Raw genomic sequence first — 17,542 nt, 5'->3', positions numbered from 1 at the left:
CCCCCCCCCCCCCCCCCCACCTCCCTTTTAGAGGCCCAAATAGGTCACCAAGTCCGCCATGGAGTATAGACCGGGGGACTGCCCGGCAGCCAGAAACCGGGCAGCCTGAACCGCTCCGGAGGCAAACACCTCGCGGCTCAGGGCGGAGTGCCGCAGCTCAATGAGCTCATCCCGCCCGGCAAAGAGCACCTCATGGTCGCCCACAATTCCACCGCCCCGCACCGAGGAGATGCCGATTTCACAGCGCTCCCGGCTCCGCCGGATACCCTGCCGGCCGCAGACCAGCTCCGGTTGGCAAGGGAGGGCGTCTGCCGCGGCCTCTGCCAGCATGAGGGCCGTCCCGCTGGGGGCATCCATCTTCTTGTTGTGGTGCCGCTCCACGATTTCGATGTCACAGCTCCCACCCAGCACCGCTGCGGTCCGGCGTACCAACTCGACGAGGATGTTTACGCCAAGGGACAGGTTGGCGGAGCGAAAGATAGGGATGGAACGGGCAGCCTGCTGTATCTCCTCCAGTTGTCCCTGGTCATAGCCGGTGGTGGCCAGCACAAGGGGCATCCTGTGTTCCAGGCCGAAGCTCAGCAGAGCGGGAAGGGCCGAGGGACTGGAGAAGTCCACCACAACGTCGGCCTCTCCCTGAAATTCGGCGGGGGAGGCATATACCGGGAAATCGTGGATATCCGCGCCCAGCAGATCAAAGCCGGAGGCCAGCTCCAGCTCCGGTTCAGCGGCACAGATAGCCTCTACCGCATGGCCCATCCGGCCGTTACAGCCGGAGAGGAGCAGTTGAACCATAGTTCACATCCTTTCTCCGCTACTGGAGCAGGTGAACGCTCTCCATGGCGCGGCGCAGGGTCTCCAGGTGTCCGTCGGACATGGCACAAAGGGGGAGGCGCAGGGACCCCACCTCATAGCCGGCCAGATTCAGGGCAGTCTTGATGGGGATGGGGTTGACCTCCAGAAAGAGAGCGTCGATGAGGTCGGTGTACTCGATCTGGAGCGCAGCGGCCTCCCGGAATCGGCCCTCCAGGCAGAGGTGGCTCATCTGAACCATCACCTCAGGGACGAGATTGGCCGCCACGGAAACGACACCCTTGGCCCCCAGACTCATCATGGGCACCACCTGATCGTCGTTGCCCGACCAGATGTGGAAGTCATCGCCGCAGAGGGCGCGGGTGTGGGAGAGCAGGGAGAAGTTTCCGCTGGCCTCCTTGACCCCGTTGATGTTGGGGTGCTGCGAGAGAAGCTGGTAGGTCTCGGCGGTAAAGGATACGCCGGTGCGGGAGGGTACATTGTAGAGAAGGATGGGCAGCTCCACCCGGTCGGCTATGTAGGTGTAGTGCTGAATGAGGCCGGTCTGGGACGCCTTGTTGTAGTAGGGGGTGACGAGCAACAGGGCGTCCGCGCCGGAGTCCTGGGCGTGCTGGGAGAGGTAGAGGGCAGCGGAGGTGTCGTTGCTCCCCGCGCCGGCAATGACCTTCACCCGGTGGTTAACCCGCTTGACGCAGAAGGCCACGGCGGCGATGTGCTCCCGGATAGAGAGGGTGGCGCTCTCGCCGGTGGTTCCGCAGACACAGATGGCATCCACGCCGTGGTCGAGCTGCTGGTCGATCAGGCGGCCGAAGCAGCCGTAATCAATGGCGCCGCTCTGGTCAAAGGGGGTGACAATGGCGGTACAGGCTCCGGTGAAAACAGGCTCTCGCATAAGATGGGGTTTACCTCCTTTGGATATACCCCTCCGCGCAGAGAAGCTCAGCAAGGAGAACCGCACCGCCGGCCGCGCCGCGGAGGGTGTTGTGGGACAGACAGACGAACTTGTAGTCGTACTGGGTGTCGGGACGCAGCCGGCCGATGCACACGGCCATGCCGCCCTCGGTCATCCGGTCCAGCCGGGTCTGGGGGCGGTCAGGCTCCTCAAAGTAGTGCAGGAACTGCTTGGGGGCAGAGGGCAGGGCCAGCTCCTGGGCACGGCCCTGGAAGCCCGCCCAGGCGGCTTTGATTTCGTCCAGAGAGGGCTTGTTCCGGAACCGGGCGAAAACGGCTGCCATGTGGCCGTTGGAGGCGGGAACGCGGAGACACTGGGCGGTGATGGACGGGCCTACGGCATTGACGATAACGCCGTCCTCCACCCGGCCCCACAGCTTCAGGGGCTCTTGCTCGCTCTTTTCCTCCTCACCACCGATGTAGGGTATCACGTTGTCCACCATCTCCGGCCAGGTTTCGAAGGTCTTGCCCGCACCGGAGATGGCCTGATAGGTGCAGACCAGCACCTGCTCCAGGCCGAAGGCGCGCAGGGGATGGAGGGCGGGGACATAGCTTTGCAGGGAACAGTTGGACTTGACGGCGATAAAGCCGCGCTCCGTTCCCAGACGCCTGCGCTGGGCTTCGATGACCCGGAGGTGCTCGGGATTGATCTCCGGCACCACCATGGGCACGTCGGGCGTCCAGCGGTGGGCGGAGTTATTGGAGACCACGGGGCACCCGCGGCGGGCATAAGCCTCCTCCAGGGCCTGAATTTCCTCCTTCTTCATGTCCACCGCGGAGAATACGAAGTCCACCTGGGCGGCAATCCGGTCGATGTCTGTTTCCGCGTTGAGCACTACCATGTCCTTGGCCTCCCCGGGCATGGGGACATCCAGGGCCCAACGGCCACCAATGGCCTCCTCGTAGGTCTTGCCCGCAGAGCGGCTGCTGGCCGCGATGGCGGTCAACTGAAACCAGGGGTGGTTCTCCAGAAGGGTAACGAAGCGCTGACCGACCATGCCGGTGCCGCCGATGACGCCAACTCTGTACTTTTCCATAACCAATACCTCCGTCGTTCCATAATATCCTATTCCAGATCCAGCTTGTTTGAGACTGGGAAAATGAGGACTTTCATATAAAAAGAAAATCAGCAGTTTACATGTCCGCTGATTTTGTACTATAATGTCAAAGACGATGCCGCTACGGCGCAGTCCAACTTAGGTGCAGGGCGCTCCCTGTCATTTTTGAAACCGCCACGGCTCCTATCCTGCATCTGATACTGATTAGTTTTCAAAGATTGTACCACAGATGGAGCCCATGTGTCAATGAAAGAGAGTTGAAAAGTGATTCAATGAAGCAGAGGGTAAAAGGAAATATTTTGCGGCTTGTAACTGCCTGTCTTGCAATTTTATTGATAAGTGGGCTTGCTCCGGCTGGTGCGGCCTCGGTGGAGGCCAACCCGATGGTCCGGGTGGGCCTGTTCTACGGCGGAAACGCCCTGTCGGGGGCCAACCTGGCCAACGACGTGGGCAGCGGCTACCGCTTCGGCTACTTTGACAGCGATCTGACCTTCCAGCTCTTGGGCTACACCAGCGAGACGACGGTCTCCATGGTGAAAACCCAGAATGTGTACTACGGGTCGAATGTGGACTGGAGTGGCTCCGGCTATTACGACAGCAAGACCTCCGACATCGCCGTGGGGTGTTACCATCTCCAGCTCCCCCAGACCTACGCCACCTTTGAGGAGGCATCGGCCGCCGCAGCACAGTACAGCGATGGCTTCCCGGCCTGGATCGACGGCACCTACTATGTGCGGGTGGGCTCCTTCCTGGACAGTGCATCCGCCCAGGCGGCCCAGGCCTCCCTCGGCCTGACCGGGGCCACGGTGGCGGGCACCTCGGGGGCGGGGATCTCTGTGGTAAAGACGGGCACCAATACGGTCCTCTTTCAGTTTGACAGCACCTCCGGCCTGTATCTGGCGGTTAAGCCCGACCGGGACGACACGGTGAAGGCGGAAACCTACTTCCGGGGCTATTCCTATTTCGGGGCGTTTGAATACCGCCGGAACGGCGGGGACATCACGGTGGTCAATGTGCTTTCCATGGACGACTATCTCCAGGGCGTCATCGTCCAGGAGATGAGCCCCTCATGGCCCCTGGAGGCATTGAAAGCCCAGACGGTTTGCGCCCGCAGCTACGCCTATGGAAAGCTCCAGGCGGGCAAGCACCAGAGCCAGGGCTTCGACCTGTGCAACACCACTGACTGTCAGGCCTACGTGGGTATCGCTACCGCCAGCGACAACAGCCGCCGGGCGGTGGAGGAGACCAGCGGGGTGTATCTGTGGTACAACGGGCGGGTGGCGGACCAGGCGGTTTACTCCTCCCACAACGGCGGAGCCAGCGAGAGCGCCGTCAACGTGTGGGGGAGGGATTACCCCTATCTCATCGGGAAGATTGACCCCTATGAGGCCTCCGTCGTGGACCGTATCTCTAACTACAACTGGACGGTGACCTATACCGCCCAGGAGCTGACCGAGCTGCTCCAGAGCAAAGGCTATGGAAACAGCACCATCGTGGATTTCCGGGTGACCAAGACCAGTCCCACCGGAAATGCCATCGAGATCACCTTCACCGATGCCAACGGCCGGAGCTGGAGCAAGACGCGGGAGGCGTGCCGCACCTTCCTGGGGCTGCGTTCCCAGCACTACACCATATCGGGCGGCAGCGGAGGAGGCTACGCGGTCAATGGCACCGGTTCCCTCAGTACACTGAACGGAGCCTATGCCGTGGATGGGAGTGGGGCAGTGAGCACACTGACTGAGGGGCAGGTCTATGCCATCGGCGGGGACGGCGTCACCTCTCAGGTGAAGCCCTCCGCGTCGGCCGGCAGCTCCGGCGTCTTTACCATCACTGGGTCCGGCTGGGGGCACGGAGTGGGCATGAGCCAGTGGGGCGCCTATGCCATGGCCCAGCAGGGTGATACTTACAAGGATATTCTGACCTTTTACTATACTGGAATCGAGGTGCGCAAGCCATAAAAACCGCTGATTTTGATTTTTATCTGCCGGAGGAGCTGATTGCTCAGACCCCGCTGGAGCGGCGGGACGCCTCCCGACTGCTGGTGCTGGACAAGGAGACCGGAGCCACCCGGCACATGCATTTTTTTGATCTGCCTACCCTCCTGCGCCCGGGGGACTGCCTGGTGCTCAACGACTCGCGGGTGCTGCCCGCCCGGCTGCTGGGCCATCGGGAGCCCACCGGCGGCGCGGTGGAGGTGCTGCTGCTCATCGACCGGGGGGACAAGGTGTGGGAGTGCCTGGTGCGCCCCGGCCGCAAGCTGAAGCCGGGGACGCGGCTGTCCTTCGGGGACGGCTCCCTCAAGGCCGAGGTGGTGGAGGTATGCGAGGGGGGCAACCGGCTGGTCCGCTTCGAGTATGAGGGGATCTTCCTGGAGACCCTGGAGCGGCTGGGCAAGATGCCCCTGCCGCCCTACATCAAGGCGGAGCTGAGCGACCCCGAGCGGTACCAGACTGTCTACTCCCGCGAGGTCGGCTCCGCCGCGGCACCCACCGCCGGACTCCACTTTACCCGTGCCCTGCTGGAGCAGGTGCAGGAAATGGGGGTAAAGGTCTGCTATGTGACGCTCCATGTGGGCCTGGGCACCTTCCGTCCGGTGAAGGAGGAGGAGATCACCGACCACGAGATGCACAGCGAATACTGCATGATCTCCGCCGAGACCGCCGAGACCATCAACCGTACCAAGCGGGAAGGGGGGCGGGTCATCTGTGTGGGTACCACCTCTTGCCGCACCATCGAGAGCTGGGCGGCGGAGGACGGCACGTTGAAGGAGTGCGCGGGGTGGACGAATATCTTCATCTATCCCGGCTACCGCTTCAAGGCGCTGGACTGTCTTATCACCAATTTTCACCTGCCCGAATCCACGCTTATCATGCTGGTTTCCGCCCTGGCAGGGCGGGAGCATGTCCTGGCCGCCTATAAGGAGGCGGTGGAGCAGCGCTATCGGTTTTTCTCCTTTGGAGATGCGATGTTCATCGGCTGAGTCAGAACGAAAAAGAGAAACCGGGGTTCCCACAAGTTGTGGGAACCCCGGTTTTTGTATGGGTCAGATAAGGCCCTCTTCCACCAGGAAGTCATGGGCGACATCGGCGGCGTTTCTGCCCTCGAGGTCTACCTCGGCGTTCATGGCGGCCATTGCCTCATTGGAGATGCGGCCGTCCAGCAGGGCGAGCACCTCCTCCAGCTCGGGATACTTGTCCAGACACTCCTGACGGATAAAGTTGACCGCGTAGTAGGGCGGGAAGAAGCTGGCATCATCCTCCAGCTGAACCAGGTCAAACTTGGAGAGAAGGGCGTCGGTGGCGAAGGCGTCGATGACGTCCACCTGGCCGCTGTCGATGGCGGTGTAGCGCACGGCCACGTCCAGGGCGTTGACCTCGGCGAACTCGGTGTTGAAGGTGGACTCCAGACGGGGAAGGGCGTCCTCCCGCTGGGTGAAGTCGGCGGTACAGCCCAGGCGGAGTTCGGGTGCTACGGCCATCAGATCGGTGAGGGTTTCGAGCTGATACTGCTCGGCGATCTCCGGCCGGACGCTCATGGCGTAAGTGTTGTTGTAACCCAGGGGGGCGGAGACGGCGATGTTGTAGTCGTTCTTCATCTTGTCCACAAGGATATCATACACCTCGTCAGGGTCGGTGTTCAGCGGCAGGCCCAGCACAGAGAGATACACCTGACCGGAATAATCGACCACCATGTCGATGTCTCCGTTCTCCATAGCGGTCATCTCCAGGGAGGTGCTGGCTAGGTTAAAGGTGGTGTCCACCTCGATGTCGGTCTTAGCCTCGATGAGCTCCTTGTAGATGTTGCCCACGATGTAGACCTCGGTAAAGTTGGCGGAACCTACGGTGATGTGCTTTTCCGACTTCTTGTTAGACAGGCCGCCCCCGATGGCGACCACCACCAGGGCGACACACACGCCCACGGCGATCACCTGCCGGCGGCGGATGACCCTCTTGGGCAGGTTCTGAATCTGCTCGTTGGGAAGCAGGCCCTCGCTGGTGACCGCCTGCTCCAGCTTGGCGAAGATGAAGTCGAAGAGCAGCGCCAGCAGGGAGACCGGGACGGCGCCCAGCAGGATCATCTCCACATTCAGGGAGTTGAGGCCCAGATTGATAAACCAGCCCAGACCCTTGGCACCGGCAAAAGCGGCGATGGTCATAGTGCCCACAGAGGCCACGGCGGCGATGCGGATACCGGCCATGATGAAGGGGGCGGCGATGGGCAGCTCCACCAGGAACAGGCAGCGCGTGCGCGTCAAGCCCATGCCCCGGGCCACCTCCAGGTTCTTTGGGTCCACGCTCATGATGCCGGTATAGGTATTCTTCAGAATGGGGAGGAAGGCATACACAAAGACCATCAGGATGGCGGGCACCGTGCCGATGCCCAGAAAGCAGACGGCCAGGGACAGCAGGGCGATGGAGGGGATGGATTGCATGACGTTGGCGATGCCAATGACGATTTTGGCCGCTGTCTGGTTGCGGGTGATAAGGATGCCCAGCGGCACACCGATGGCCAGGGAGATGAGCAGGGCCAGTGTGGTCATGTTGATGTGGCGGAAAAGCTCGGTGACCAGTTCGGGCCAGCGGGAGACCAGGAGCTCCCAGAAGGAGGACAGAGAGAATGAAATGCCCATAATTACGCACCCTCCTGTTCGTCGCGCTCAACCGGCTCGTCGATGAAACGGCGGCTCAGGGTGGAGAGGAGGCTGCTCCGGTTCAGGAAACCGCGAATGGCTCCCTCCGCATCCAGGACGGGCAGGATGCCGAAGTCCTTCTCGCCATAGTCCGCTACCTTTTCCAGTACAGTGCTCAGGCTGTCGTCCACCCGGACGGACAGATAATCGTCAGAGAGGAACGAGGAGACCGGGGAGCTGTATTGGTCGATGCCGATCAGATCCTGGAGCCACACCATACCGGCAAACTTATTGTCGTCACCGGTGACCAGCAGGCTGTCGATGTTATAGTGCCGCATGAGCTGTACCGCCTGCACCACTGTGCGGCTCTGAGAGATGGTGATGGGGCGGGGGCGCATGATGTCCTCGGCCCGGATAAAGGAGGGGTTCTCCCACAGGCGGTTCTTGCCGATGAAGGAGTTGATGTACTCGTTGGCGGGATGCTTGAGGATGTTCTCCGGCTTGTCGCACTGGACCACATGGCCGTTTTGCAGGATGCAGATGCGGTCGGCCAGCTTGACGGCCTCATCCATGTCGTGAGTGACGAAAACAATGGTCTTGTGGAACCGGAGCTGGAGCCGGTGCACCTCGTCCTGGAGCTCGGCGCGGGTCATGGGGTCCAGGGCGGAGAAGGGCTCATCCATGAGGATGATCTCCGGGTCGGCGGCAAAGGCGCGGGCTACGCCGATGCGCTGCCGCTGGCCTCCGGAGAGCTGGGAGGGGTACTGGCTGCGGTATTGGTCCGGCTCCAGGTTGACCAGCTCCAGCAGCTCGGTGATCCGGTCGTAGATTTTTTCCTTGGGGTACCCGGCCACACGCATGGCCAGAGCGATGTTGTCCTCCACCGTCATATGGGGGAACAGGCCGCCCTCCTGGACGACATAGCCCATCAGGCGGGGAAGCTGGGTCACCTTGATCCGGTTGATGGGGGTGCCATTGATGAGAATCTCGCCTTTGTCAATGGGGTTGAGCTTGTTGAGCGTTTTCAACAGGGTCGTTTTCCCGCATCCGCTGGAACCGATCAGGACAAAAAACTCGTTGTCCTGGATGGTCAGACTGATGTTCATCAGTACCGATTTTCCGCGGTATGACTTGTAGAGATTTTTCAATTCAATCACAGCAAAGGAGCTCCTTTCTGAATGATCCCTATTGTAGTATGGAGTGGATTGAAATGGAGTAAGGATTGACGGATTTAGATAAAGAATTTGTTAAGGCAGGGAGAATTCGCTTGACAGATCATTCTGTATCTGCTAAAGTTACAGTACAAACTGTAACTAAAAAAATTACAAATAAGTATGAGTGGAAGCCGCAAAGGCTTGGAACCCTATCTCCAGTAGAAAAGAAAAGGGCAAACAGAAAGGATGAATGTAATGGAAGCGATCGTCATCACGAAAGAAAATTTTGAGGAGCAGGTGCTGAGGGCGGAGAAGCCGGTTCTGGTGGACTTCTGGGCGCCCTGGTGCACCTATTGCCGGCGTATTGCCCCTGCGGTGGACCAGGTGGCTGGACAGTATGGGGAGCAGATGGTGGTCGGCAAGGTGAATGTGGACGAGCAGCCGGAGCTGGCAGAGCGGTTTGGGGTGGAGACCATCCCCACGCTGCTGGTATTTCGGAATGGACAGGCGGGAGAGCCGCTGATCGCCCCCGGCTCAAAGGCGCAGATTGTAGAGTGGGCCGGACTGTAAGAGAGGAGGTGCGCCGGATGGGTGTAAAGCACTATGACGTGATTGTGATCGGCGGCGGACCCGGCGGCTATACGGCGGCCCTGTACTGTGCCCGGAGCGGGCGCTCGGTGGCGGTGCTGGAAAAGCTCTCCGCCGGAGGCCAGATGGCGACCACGGACCGGATTGACAATTATCCCGGCTTTGAGGAGGGCATTGACGGCTTCGAGCTGGGAGAGCGGATGGAGCGCCAGGCCTGGCGGTTCGGCGTGTCCACGGTATACGGCGAGGTGCGCTCGGTGGAGCTGGCGGGCCGGCCCAAGCGGATCGAGAGTACCGAGGGCAGCTTTGAGGCCGAGGCGGTGATCCTGGCCACGGGGGCGTTCCCGCGGGAGCTGGGCCTGCCGGACGAGCAGGCGCTCCGCGGGCGCGGGGTGGCGTACTGCGCCGCCTGCGACGGCATGCTCTACCGCGGCAAGACGGTAGTGGTCAACGGAGGCGGAAACACCGCTGTGGGCGACGCGCTCTATCTGGCCAAGCTTTGTAAAAAGGTCTATCTGGTCCACCGGAGAGACGAGCTGAGGGCCTCGGCGGTCTATCGGGACGCGCTGAGGGAAAACGGCGTTGAGATCCTTTGGAACAGCCGCATTACCGCTCTGCGCAAGGAGAAACGCCTGACAGGTGTTGAGGTGGAGGATCTTCGCACCGGCGCACGGCGGGAGCTGTTCTGCGACGGCCTGTTTGTGGCCATCGGCCGGGTGCCGGATACGGCCCTGTTTGCCGGCCAGGTGGAGCTGGACCCCTCGGGCTATATCGTGGCGGATGAAACCACCCGCACCAGCGTGCCCGGCGTCTTTGCGGTGGGCGATGCCCGCACTAAGGCGGTGCGCCAGATCGTCACCGCAGTGGCAGACGGGGCCGTGGCGGCCCACTATGCGGAGGAGTTCCTGTTGGAGGATGCTGTAAAGGATAAAAACCTGTCATGAATAGTGCGTTTTGTGTGGCGGTCCACGCCCTGATCTGCCTGAACCGGCGGCAGGAGCAGCTCTCCAGTGAGGAGCTGGCCCGCAGTATCTGTACCAATCCGGCCCGCGTGCGGAAGATCATGGCGGGGCTGAAGCGGGCCGGACTGGTGGAAACCAAGGAGGGGAATGAGGGTGGCTACCGCTTTGTGGGCGATCCCGCCGCCCTTACATTAGATCAGGTAGCCCGGGCGCTAGAGGTGCGGTTCGTGTCGACCAATTGGCGCGGCGGGGGCGTGGATCAGCCCTGCCTGGAGGCATCGGGTATGTCGGAGGTCATGGACGGTCTGCTGGAGGAGCTGGACCAGGGCTGCCGGAGCAGGCTTTCGGAGATCAGCCTGGCTGAGCTGGACAGCAGACTTTATTTGAAACAAAGGAGATGAATATGGGTCTTTCACTGGAGACGAGCGTGCCGGTACTTACGGTGTTTTTACAGGGGCTGCTGAGCTTTTTCTCTCCCTGTGTGCTGCCCCTTGTGCCCCTCTACGTCAGCTATCTGGCGGGAGGCGCCAGGGACGTGGACAGCGACGGCAATATCCGCTATCCCAGGGGAAGGGTACTGGTCAACACCCTGTTCTTTGTGGTGGGCATCAGCTTTACCTTTTTCCTGCTGGGGTTCGGCTTTACAGCACTGGGAAGCTTTTTCCGCAGCAACCAGACCTGGTTTGCCCGCATCAGCGGCATCATTATGATCCTGTTTGGCCTGTACCAATTCGGCGTGTTCGGGCGCTCGGGCGCCCTGGAGCGGGAGCACCGGCTGCCCTTCCGGCTGGACCGGTGGGCTATGAACCCGCTGGTGGCCCTGGTGCTTGGCTTTACCTTCAGCTTTGCGTGGACGCCCTGCGTGGGCCCCACGCTGGGCAGCGTTTTGCTGATGGCCTCTTCGGCGGGCAGCGCCGCCCGCGGCTTCCTGCTGATTGCGGTATACACCCTCGGCTTTGTGATCCCCTTCCTGGCCGTGGGACTGTTTACCGGGGCGGTGCTGGGCTTTTTCAAGCGCCACCAGAGGGTGGTACGCTACACTGTGAAGGTGGGCGCGGTCCTGCTGGTGCTTATGGGCATCATGACACTGACTGGCTTCATGAACGGCATTACCAGTTACCTGTCCAGCGCGGCGGGCAGCGGAGCGGCCGAAACGCCCCAGGCTCAGACAAGCGGAACTCCGGACCCCACACCAGAGGGGAGCGTGCCCGCCGGACCGGAGGAGAGCCCGGCGGCCAGCGGGCGGCCGGTGATTCCCGCGCCGGACTTCACCCTGGTGGACCAGTACGGGGAGGAGCATACCCTCTCCGACTATGAGGGCAAGACGGTGTTTCTCAACTTCTGGGCGACCTGGTGCGGTCCCTGCAAGCGCGAGATGCCGGAGGTGCAGGCGCTCTACGAGAAATACGGGAACAACGAGGGAGATGTGATCGTTCTGGGCGTGGCCAATCCAAAGTCGGAGGAGTACCCCTATAATCAGGATGTTACTCAGCCGGAGGTGGAGCAGTTCCTGGAGGACGGCGGCTACACCTTCCCGGTGGTGATGGACGTTACAGGAGAGGTATTCTACTCCTACGGCATTTCCGCCTTTCCCACCACCTTCATGATCGGCGCGGATGGGAATGTGTTCGGCTATGTGCCGGGAGCTCTCACCGGCGATATGATGGAGTCCATTGTCCAGCAGACCATAGACGGCGTTGAGGCGGGAGCATGAGGGATACTCTTGTCAAAGCTCAGTCCTTCTGGTATTATGAAAGGTAAGTTTTTGACAAAGGAGTTTTGACGTGTTTGAAGTCCTGAAAACAGAGGGAAAGGCCCGCCGGGGTGTCTTTACCTGCGCCCACGGCACGGTGCAGACGCCGGTGTTCATGAACGTGGGCACCCAGGGGGCCATCAAGGGTGCGGTGTCGGCCCACGATCTGAAGGAGATCGGCTGTCAGGTAGAGCTGTCCAACACCTACCACCTTCACCTGCGCCCCGGCGACCAAGTGGTGCGGCAGATGGGCGGCCTGCACAGGTTCATGCGGTGGGACGGCCCGATCCTGACCGACTCGGGCGGGTTCCAGGTGTTCTCCCTGTCGGGCCTGCGCAAGATCAAGGAGGAAGGGGTCACCTTCGCCTCCCACATCGACGGGCGCCGCATCTTTATGGGGCCGGAGGAGTCCATGCAGATTCAGTCCAACCTGGGCTCTGATATCGCCATGGCCTTCGACGAGTGCGTGGAAAACCCGGCGACCTATGAGTATGCCAAAGCCTCCTGCGAGCGCACCCTGCGCTGGCTGGCCCGGTGCAAGGCGGAGCACGACCGGCTCAACGCCCTGCCTGATACGGTGAATCCCCGCCAGATGCTCTTCGGCATCAATCAGGGCGCCACTTTCCCGGAGCTGCGCATCTGGCACATGAAGGAAACCGCCAAGATCGACTGCGAGGGCTACGCCATCGGCGGCTTGGCGGTGGGGGAGCCCACCCAGGTGATGTATGACATCATCGACGCGGTGGAGCCCTATATGCCGGCGGACAAGCCCCGCTACCTCATGGGGGTGGGTACCCCCTCCAACATCATCGAGGGTGTGGCCCGGGGCGTGGACTTCTTCGACTGCGTGATGCCCGCCCGCAATGCCCGCCACGCCAAGCTCTTCACCTGGTCGGGGGCGCTGAATATCCGCAATGAGAAGTACAAGCTGGACGAGCGGCCCATCGATCCGGAATGCGACTGCCCGGTGTGCCGCTCCTTCTCCCGGGCCTATCTGCGCCACCTCTTTGCGGCGGAGGAGATGCTGGCCATGCGTCTGGCGGTGCTTCACAACCTCTATTTCTACAACAAGCTGGCCGAGCGCATCCGCCAGGCGTTAGACGCGGGCCAATTCGCGGCATTCCGGGCGGAGTATTCCGAGAAATTGGCCGGGCGGCTGTGAAGTTTCTGTGAATGAGGCGAAAAGGGCTTGTCAAAATCTGCTTTTCGCTTTATAATGTCCTATTGGTGACGTTTTAACGTCAAAGTATGAATCGGAGGGGATTATTTTGCTGACACAGACTGCTGGCGTTCTGCTGACAAATTCAGGGACGAATAATAGTGCAAGCTTATTGAGCATGCTTCTGCCGTTCGTGATCCTGATCGCGGTCTTCTATTTCCTGCTCATCCGGCCGGAGAACAAGAAGAAAAAGGCGGCGGCCAAGATGCGCTCTGAGCTGGCGGTGGGCGATGAGATCACCACCATCGGCGGCGTGGTAGGCACCATCTGCCAGGTGAAGGAGGATACCATCATCATCGAGACCAGCGCCGACCGTGTGCGTATGGAGTTCACCAAGTGGGCCATCTCCACCAAGGGCACCCAGTCCACGGAGAACGCTCCTGCGGACACCAAGGATTCCAAGGACAAGAAGTAATAGTGAACGCCCTCCCTGCATAGGTTTCAGTAGGAATCCATGCCAAGGGAGGGTGTTTTTATGAAAAAAAAGGAGGAGGAGCAGAGCGCAAAGCTGATCCGCTGCGGAATGGGGCTGGTGCTGGGTGGCGTGGCCGCGCTGGCGGTTTGCTTTGTCTTTCTGCTGGTGGCGTCGGCGGCCATTTCCGGCGGACTGGCAGGGGAGGAGCTGATGTATCAGCTCACCATCGTGGGATGTGTGCTGGGGGCCTTTGCGGGCGGCCTGCTGGCAGTGCGGCGCTGTGGGAGCCGGGCGCTGATCGTTGGCCTTACCACCGGCGGAGTGCTCTTCCTGCTGCTGCTTACCATCGGGGCGCTCTGCTTCGAAACGGTCTCTCTGGAGGCGGGGGGCATCGGCCTGCTGTGCGGCTCCCTGTGCGGCGGAGCTGCCGCCGGAATCCTGGGCGGCGGGGGTAAGAAGAAGCCTGCCCGGAAAAAACGCAGAAAATAATTGAAATCGGGCGGAGAATGTGTTATAATCGCTCCAAACCATCGTTATGGGAGGGAAACCAGAATGAAGCATGTGAAGACGCTCAACGGCGCGACTCTGAAGAAGAGCGCCGCCCACGGCGGTTGCGGCGAGTGCCAGACCTCCTGCCAGTCCGCCTGTAAGACCTCTTGCACCGTTGCCAACCAGAAGTGCGAGAACCAGTAAAAACGAACTTGGCTCGAAAAGGGTGGGGCATCCCACCCTTTTTGTATGCCGTAATAAAGTGAGGAACGAACAAATATGGTACATACCTTTCAATGCCTTGGCGTGAATATCGCCGTGGATGTCAACAGCGGCGCCGTCCACGTGCTGGACGAGCTCACCTACCACCTTCTGGAGCAGGTGCAGCCCCCCATGGGAGAGCACTGCCCGGCGGAGCTTTGCGCCAGGCTGCCCCAGTACGACCCAGCCGCCCTGGAGGAGGCCTGGCAGGAGCTGCGCGGTCTGGCGGCCGAGGGGCTGCTTTTTGAGGAGGACGACTACATTGACCGGGAGAAGGCTGCCTCCATGCAGCAGCAGGCCCTGGTGAAGGCCCTGTGCCTCCATGTCTCCCACGACTGCAACCTGCGGTGTAAGTATTGCTTTGCCTCCACCGGCGATTTCGGCACCGGCCACCGCATGACCATGGACTTCGAGACCGCCAAACGGGCCATCGACTTCGTCATCGCCAAGTCGGGCCACCGCCGTAACATCGAGGTGGACTTCTTCGGCGGCGAGCCGCTGATGGCCATGGATACCGTAAAGAAGACGGTGGAGTACGCCCGTTCCATTGAGGAGGAGCACAACAAGTGCTTCCGCTTTACAATTACAACTAATGGTGTGCTCCTCAATGATGAGAACATCGAGTACATCAACCGTGAGATGTCCAACGCAGTTCTCTCCATCGACGGGCGAAAGGAGGTCAACGATGACCTCCGGCCCACGGTCAACGGCAAGGGCAGCTATGACGTGATTGTGCCCAAGTTCCAGAAGCTCATTGAGGGTCGTGGGACGAAGGACTACTACCTCCGGGGCACCTTTACACGATTCCATCAGGACTTTGCCGAGGACGTGAAGGCGTTGGCATCCATCGGACGGAATATCTCGGTGGAGCCGGTGGTGGGAAAGGAGGACGACCCCTATGCCCTCCAGGAAGCGGATCTGCCCGCCTTGAAGGCGGAGTACGAGCGCCTGGCGGAGTATCTCAGGGACCACCCGGAAACCAACTTCTTCCACTTCAATGTGGATCTGGCCCAAGGCCCCTGCGTGATCAAGCGCCTGCGGGGCTGCGGGGCGGGCTGCGAGTATGTGGCTATCACCCCGGAGGGGGACATTTACCCCTGCCACCAGTTTGTAGGCAACGAGGACTACAAGCTGGGCAGCCTTTATGATGGCACCTTCGATCAGGAGCTGTCGGGCCGCTTTGCCGGACTGAACATCTACACCCGCGAGGAGTGCAGGGATTGCTGGGCACGGTTCTACTGCTCGGGTGGGTGTAGCGCGTCCAACCTGCTTGTCAATGGCGACATAAAAAAGCCCCACCGTGTGGGCTGTGAGTTGGAGCGAAAGCGGCTGGAGTGTGCCATCGCTCTGCGGGCGATCGCGGCCGGAATGGCGGAGTGACATATACAGATCGTAATTATACAAATCGTAATCTCCGCTACAAACAGACAAAAAGTGATGAATTGAGCCGGATGTCGGCAAAAACAGTGACTATAATTTTAGTAAAGAGGAGCGCCACACTTTGTGGCGCCCCTCTTTTTGTATACACAGTTTACATAATTAAGTAAACATAACAACTTGGCATAATATACAAAAATGAAGTTTTTTCTTTTCCGTCCTTGCACAAGACGGCCTGGTAAGCTATAGTTAGCATGTAAACCGTTGGCACGCGTCTAATCGAGGCCCTGTCCGCATATGCTCCCATGGGAGGTGAGGGCGATGCGCAGGGCGGCGGAAGCGTGGAGAATTTCAGGGGATGGGCTTATTCCGGTGCTGGCGGTAACTGCGGCCTGCTTTTTGTTGGGCGGGCTGGTAGGATGCCTGCTGGCATCCCATATCGGAGGCGGGGGTCAGGAGAGCCTGGCCGCCTACGTGGAGGGATTTCTTCGCGCCGCTCAGGCGGGGGAGATTACAGCGCCTGCGCTGGCCTCACTGGTGTGGGACACCGTGCGCTGGCCGCTGCTGGCGCTGCTGCTGGGCTTCACCGCGCTGGGGCTTCTCGGGCTGCCACTTCTGTTTGCGGTACGGGGATTTCTGCTGGCCTTTTCGATTGCCTCATTTGTGCGCCTGTTCGGCGGCGTGGGCTGTCTGCTGGCCCTTTTGGTCTTTGGGGTGAGCGGTGCGCTTTCGGTGCCGGTGCTGTTTGTGCTTGGGGTGCAGGGCCTCCTGGCCGCCCGGGTGCTGGCCGGACGGGTCTGGGGGGATGGGAAAACCCCTCCGCCCTATGGAAAACTCTATTTTTTCCGCTGCGGCGCCTGTGCCGTCGCGCTGTGTGTGAGTCTGCTGCTGGACTGCTTTGTAGTGCCCGGCCTGGTGTCCAGCCTGGCGGGGACGTTCCTGAGCCTATAGAGATACTGCGAGAAGGTGTTGGACGGATGGATTATCAATCAGGTTATGCGCACTATTTGACAGAGGAAAAGCGGGCCTCCGCCAACACGTTGAGCTCCTATCTGCGGGATGTGACCCAGTATCTCCACTGGCTGGAAGGGGAGGGGGTTCCGCCGGAGCAGGCCGCACAGAAGGATGTGGAGTCTTATACGAGATTTTTGTCGGCCAAGGGTAAGTCGGCGGCCACGGTAACCCGGTCGCTGGCCTCTCTGAAGTCTTTCTACAGCTATCTGATCGCGGAGGGCAGGGTGTCCGTCAATCCGGCCAGGGGGCTGGCCCCGGCGAAGGTAGAGCGGAAGCTGCCCCACATCCTTACCTCCAAGGAGGTGGAACTCTTTCTGGAGCAGCCGGATGCCTCGGATGCCAAGGGCTGCCGCGATCGGGCCATGCTGGAGCTGCTTTATGCCACGGGTATCCGTGTCTCTGAACTGATTGGTCTGGATCTGGAAAATGTCAACCTGTCCGCCGGCTTTATCCGCTGTTCCGGCCGGGGAAAGGAGCGGATGATCCCCCTCTACCCGGCGGCTGTCCGGGCGCTTCAGGACTACATAGAGCACGTGCGGCCCCAGATGCTGGAGCACCCGCAGGAACGCGCCCTGTTCGTGAATATGAGCGGGGAGCGCATGAGCCGCCAGGGCTTTTGGAAGATCATCAAGCACTATCAGGAGAAGGCCGGAATTCAGACAGAAATCACCCCTCACACCCTGCGCCACTCCTTTGCCGCCCATCTGCTGGAAAACGGCGCGGATCTCCACTCCATCCAGGAGATGCTGGGACACGCGGACATTTCGTCCACCCAGATCTATGCCCAGTTGGTCAACCAGAAGCTGAAGGATGTCTACAACAAAGCCCACCCGAGAGCCTGACTGACGGGGGGGGGGG

Annotated in this window: 19 protein-coding genes; 14 read left to right on the top strand and 5 right to left on the bottom strand. The window is 60.7% G+C overall.

Translation table 11 applies throughout. The features are described from left to right. Positions 1-27 precede the first annotated feature (27 nt). Genes dapB through asd form a run of 3 tightly spaced genes read right to left on the bottom strand, consistent with a single transcriptional unit; the run spans position 28 to position 2,801 of the window. The gene (gene dapB / locus ACESY8_RS04200; protein ID WP_054339245.1) at positions 28-795 is read right to left on the bottom strand and encodes a 4-hydroxy-tetrahydrodipicolinate reductase; all 768 of its coding nucleotides are present in this window, start codon (positions 793-795) and stop codon (positions 28-30) included. A gap of 19 nt (positions 796-814) precedes the next feature. Then, positions 815-1,705 (bottom strand): 4-hydroxy-tetrahydrodipicolinate synthase, encoded by an 891-nt coding sequence (dapA, locus tag ACESY8_RS04195; RefSeq protein WP_054339244.1) that lies wholly within the window; start codon positions 1,703-1,705, stop codon positions 815-817. 10 nt (positions 1,706-1,715) lie between these two features. Next, complete coding sequence (gene asd, locus ACESY8_RS04190; RefSeq protein WP_054339243.1) at positions 1,716-2,801, bottom strand: aspartate-semialdehyde dehydrogenase; 1,086 nt, start codon at positions 2,799-2,801, stop codon at positions 1,716-1,718. 404 nt (positions 2,802-3,205) lie between these two features. On the opposite strand from asd, the gene ACESY8_RS04185 reads away from it, so the two are divergent. Further along, positions 3,206-4,780, top strand: a complete 1,575-nt coding sequence (locus ACESY8_RS04185) for a SpoIID/LytB domain-containing protein (RefSeq protein ID WP_243427560.1) — start codon at positions 3,206-3,208, stop codon at positions 4,778-4,780. After that, entirely contained in the window at positions 4,777-5,802 is a 1,026-nt protein-coding gene (gene queA / locus ACESY8_RS04180) for a tRNA preQ1(34) S-adenosylmethionine ribosyltransferase-isomerase QueA (protein ID WP_035300395.1), read from the top strand. Before ACESY8_RS04185 ends, queA begins: the two co-directional genes overlap by 4 nt. Before the next feature lie 63 nt (positions 5,803-5,865). Here queA and ACESY8_RS04175 read toward each other — a convergent pair whose 3' ends face one another. Both ACESY8_RS04175 and ACESY8_RS04170 read right to left on the bottom strand, forming a co-directional pair. Beyond that, positions 5,866-7,452 (bottom strand): ABC transporter permease/substrate-binding protein, encoded by a 1,587-nt coding sequence (locus ACESY8_RS04175; RefSeq protein WP_034566201.1) that lies wholly within the window; start codon positions 7,450-7,452, stop codon positions 5,866-5,868. A gap of 2 nt (positions 7,453-7,454) precedes the next feature. Then, positions 7,455-8,609 (bottom strand): betaine/proline/choline family ABC transporter ATP-binding protein, encoded by a 1,155-nt coding sequence (locus tag ACESY8_RS04170; protein WP_009256834.1) that lies wholly within the window; start codon positions 8,607-8,609, stop codon positions 7,455-7,457. A gap of 65 nt (positions 8,610-8,674) precedes the next feature. Between ACESY8_RS04170 and ACESY8_RS04165 the strand changes: the two genes are divergently transcribed. The 12 genes from ACESY8_RS04165 to xerD all read left to right on the top strand — a co-directional run bounded on the left by ACESY8_RS04165 (position 8,675) and on the right by xerD (position 17,526). Continuing rightward, positions 8,675-8,896 (top strand): hypothetical protein, encoded by a 222-nt coding sequence (locus ACESY8_RS04165; RefSeq protein WP_007489373.1) that lies wholly within the window; start codon positions 8,675-8,677, stop codon positions 8,894-8,896. Continuing rightward, complete coding sequence (gene trxA / locus ACESY8_RS04160) at positions 8,862-9,176, top strand: thioredoxin (RefSeq protein WP_009256835.1); 315 nt, start codon at positions 8,862-8,864, stop codon at positions 9,174-9,176. Before ACESY8_RS04165 ends, trxA begins: the two co-directional genes overlap by 35 nt. A 17-nt stretch (positions 9,177-9,193) precedes the next feature. Further along, the gene (gene trxB / locus ACESY8_RS04155; protein WP_007489371.1) at positions 9,194-10,138 is read left to right on the top strand and encodes a thioredoxin-disulfide reductase; all 945 of its coding nucleotides are present in this window, start codon (positions 9,194-9,196) and stop codon (positions 10,136-10,138) included. Next, positions 10,135-10,557 (top strand): RrF2 family transcriptional regulator, encoded by a 423-nt coding sequence (locus tag ACESY8_RS04150; protein ID WP_007489369.1) that lies wholly within the window; start codon positions 10,135-10,137, stop codon positions 10,555-10,557. The genes trxB and ACESY8_RS04150 overlap by 4 nt, the downstream gene beginning before the upstream one ends. Before the next feature lie 2 nt (positions 10,558-10,559). Then, the gene (locus ACESY8_RS04145; protein WP_024724070.1) at positions 10,560-11,870 is read left to right on the top strand and encodes a cytochrome c biogenesis protein/redoxin; all 1,311 of its coding nucleotides are present in this window, start codon (positions 10,560-10,562) and stop codon (positions 11,868-11,870) included. A 70-nt stretch (positions 11,871-11,940) separates the two neighbouring features. Continuing rightward, complete coding sequence (tgt, locus tag ACESY8_RS04140; protein ID WP_204681290.1) at positions 11,941-13,071, top strand: tRNA guanosine(34) transglycosylase Tgt; 1,131 nt, start codon at positions 11,941-11,943, stop codon at positions 13,069-13,071. Positions 13,072-13,246: 175 nt separating this feature from the next. After that, positions 13,247-13,543: a preprotein translocase subunit YajC gene (gene yajC, locus ACESY8_RS04135; protein WP_021631647.1), complete on the top strand. Its 297-nt coding sequence runs from the start codon at positions 13,247-13,249 to the stop codon at positions 13,541-13,543. 60 nt (positions 13,544-13,603) lie between these two features. Beyond that, a complete protein-coding gene (locus tag ACESY8_RS04130; protein WP_024724072.1) occupies positions 13,604-14,032 on the top strand; it encodes a TIGR04086 family membrane protein in 429 nt (142 codons plus the stop codon). 63 nt (positions 14,033-14,095) lie between these two features. After that, on the top strand, positions 14,096-14,236 hold the full coding sequence (gene scfA, locus ACESY8_RS04125) for a six-cysteine ranthipeptide SCIFF (protein WP_007489363.1): 141 nt from the start codon (positions 14,096-14,098) through the stop codon (positions 14,234-14,236). 75 nt (positions 14,237-14,311) lie between these two features. Next, positions 14,312-15,673: a thioether cross-link-forming SCIFF peptide maturase gene (gene scfB, locus ACESY8_RS04120; RefSeq protein ID WP_054339241.1), complete on the top strand. Its 1,362-nt coding sequence runs from the start codon at positions 14,312-14,314 to the stop codon at positions 15,671-15,673. A 318-nt stretch (positions 15,674-15,991) separates the two neighbouring features. Next, the gene (locus ACESY8_RS04115) at positions 15,992-16,621 is read left to right on the top strand and encodes a stage II sporulation protein M (protein WP_009256840.1); all 630 of its coding nucleotides are present in this window, start codon (positions 15,992-15,994) and stop codon (positions 16,619-16,621) included. 26 nt (positions 16,622-16,647) lie between these two features. Beyond that, entirely contained in the window at positions 16,648-17,526 is an 879-nt protein-coding gene (gene xerD / locus ACESY8_RS04110; RefSeq protein ID WP_007489359.1) for a site-specific tyrosine recombinase XerD, read from the top strand. Positions 17,527-17,542: the final 16 nt, after the last annotated feature.

The sequence above is a fragment of the Clostridium sp. ATCC BAA-442 genome, assembly GCF_964239415.1.
GTDB classification, from domain to species: domain Bacteria; phylum Bacillota; class Clostridia; order Oscillospirales; family Oscillospiraceae; genus Flavonifractor; species Flavonifractor plautii.
Note: the sequence above shows the minus strand (reverse complement) of the source record. Positions and strands in the feature narration are given on the sequence as shown.